General features: G+C 65.1%; 2 protein-coding genes. Both read right to left on the bottom strand.

The annotated features are described in order from the left end of the window. A partial coding sequence (locus tag EOA29_RS33645) for a methylmalonyl-CoA mutase family protein (RefSeq protein ID WP_245468678.1) occupies window positions 1-1,173 on the bottom strand: 1,173 nt, incomplete at its 3' end. Beyond that, a partial coding sequence (locus EOA29_RS33640) for a methylmalonyl-CoA mutase family protein (RefSeq protein ID WP_145969959.1) occupies window positions 1,170-2,274 on the bottom strand: 1,105 nt, incomplete at its 5' end. The genes EOA29_RS33640 and EOA29_RS33645, both read right to left, overlap by 4 nt.

Below are 2,274 nucleotides of genomic sequence, written 5' to 3'. Positions count from 1 at the left end.
GCCCCACGGATCGATCATGCGCGTCGTGCCGGATTCCTTCTGCAGGATGAGCTGCGTGTTGCGGGCGATCCGCGCCGAATGATCGGTCGGCAGCGCCATCGCCTCGTCGAAGGAATTGGTGTGCAGCGACTGGGTATGCCCCTGCGTCGCCGCCATCGCCTCGATCATCGTGCGGGTGATGTTGTTGTAGGGGTCCTGCGCCGTCAGCGACCATCCGGAAGTCTGGCAATGGGTGCGCAGCGACAGCGAGCGATCGTCCTTCGGCGAAAAATTCTTCTTCATCAGGCTCGACCAGAGCAGCCGCGCGGCCCTGAGCTTGGCGACCTCCATGAAGAAGTTCATGCCGATCGCCCAGAAGAAGGAGAGACGCGGCGCGAAGCGGTCGATGTCGAGCCCGGCGGCGACGCCGGCGCGGGCATATTCGATACCGTCGGCAATCGTGTAGGCGAGCTCGAGATCGGCCGTCGCGCCGGCTTCCTGCATGTGATAGCCGGAGATCGAGATCGAATTGAACTTCGGCATATGCCGCGAGGTGTAGGCAAAAATGTCCGACACGATCCGCATCGATGGCTTCGGCGGATAGATATAGGTGTTGCGGACCATGAACTCCTTCAGGATATCGTTCTGAATGGTTCCCGCTAAGTCCTTTTGCGCGACACCCTGTTCCTCGGCCGCAACGATGTAGAGCGCCATGATCGGCAGCACGGCGCCGTTCATCGTCATCGACACCGTCATTTCGCCCAGCGGAATGCCGTCGAAGAGCTGGCGCATGTCGAGGATGGAATCGATCGCCACGCCGGCCATGCCGACATCGCCGGCAACGCGCGGATGGTCGCTGTCATAGCCGCGATGGGTGGCGAGGTCGAAGGCGACCGAAAGCCCCTTCTGGCCGGCGGCAAGATTGCGCCGGTAGAAAGCGTTGGATTCCTCTGCCGTGGAGAAGCCGGCATATTGCCGGATGGTCCAAGGCTGCTGGACATACATGGTCGGATAGGGGCCGCGCACGAAGGGCGGCAGGCCGGGATAGGTGTCGAGGTTGGCGAGGCCCTTGAGGTCGCCCTGCGTATAGAGATGCTTGACCGCGATGCCTTCCGGCGTCATCCGCTGGCCCTTGAGATCGACCGGTATGCGGCGCGGCGCCGACCAGCCGATCTGGCTGAAATCCGGGATCATGATCCGGCTCCGATAGACTGATCGATACGCACTGGAAACAGCGGCTCGCACACGGCCACGCCTTCCGTCAGCGCAGGCCGACGCTCGGCCTTCAATATCTCGACCGGGCGCTCGCTGCCGGCACGGAACAGGGTGGTGCCGATGATCGAGCGCGTCCCGGTCCGGTATGCGGCATTGCGCTTCGCGGCGGCCGTCTGCACGCGGTTCTGGATATAGCCTTGCTGCAGGCTGTCGAGCACGCCGCCCTCGGCTTCGATGCGCTGGAATTCCTCCCAGGCCGCGGCGCAAAGATCCTCGGTCAGCGCCTCGACCGCGCCGGAGCCGTTGGCGGGGTCGGCGACATGGTGGAGATGGCTTTCATGCGCCATGATCAACTGCGCGTTGCGGGCGACCCGCCGCGCGAAGCCGGCCGGCAATCCATGCGCGATGGTGTGCGGCAGGATCGAGATCGAATCGGCGCCGCCGCTTGCCGCCGCGAAAGCGGCGATCGCCGTGCGCAGGATGTTGGTCTCGGGGTCCGCCATTGCCATCATGCGATAGGAGGTCTCGGCGTGGACGTTTGCCGTCGAGGCCGGGATAGAGCAGGCCTCCTGGATGCGCGCCCAGAGCTTGCGCAACGCCCGCACCTTGGCCATCGACAGGAACTGGTCCTGGTCGACGCTGAGCGCGAAGCCGATATAGGGCGCGGCATAGACCAGCGGCTGACGCGCCTTCTCGAACATCCTGAGATAGGAGACGGCGGACGCCATCATCGTGCCGAGCTCCTGCGCCTCGGTGGCGCCGGCATTGTGGAAAACACGGCCGTCGGCTTCGAGCAGCGCGCCCGGCACGCCCATCGAGAAGAAATGCGCCAGCGACTGCGGCATCGATTCCTGCAGCGCCTCGATCGAGGTGCGCAGCCGCCCGGTGCCGGCGAAGATCGCCGCCGGGTCGATGCCGAAGGAAAGGTTGAGCTTCGTCGGATCGGAGCGGCGCCGGGTCAGGAAGGCAAGCAGCCAGTCGGCCACGGCGCGGCTCCAGGGATGCGCGTCGATGCGGACCTGCACACGGTTGAGCGGCACGCCGTCGAGCACCGTCTCCAGCGCTTCCGCGGTTCTGGGC

The organism is Mesorhizobium sp. M1E.F.Ca.ET.063.01.1.1 (genome assembly GCF_003998155.1).
In the GTDB taxonomy this organism is placed as follows: domain Bacteria; phylum Pseudomonadota; class Alphaproteobacteria; order Rhizobiales; family Rhizobiaceae; genus Mesorhizobium.
Note: the sequence above shows the minus strand (reverse complement) of the source record. Positions and strands in the feature narration are given on the sequence as shown.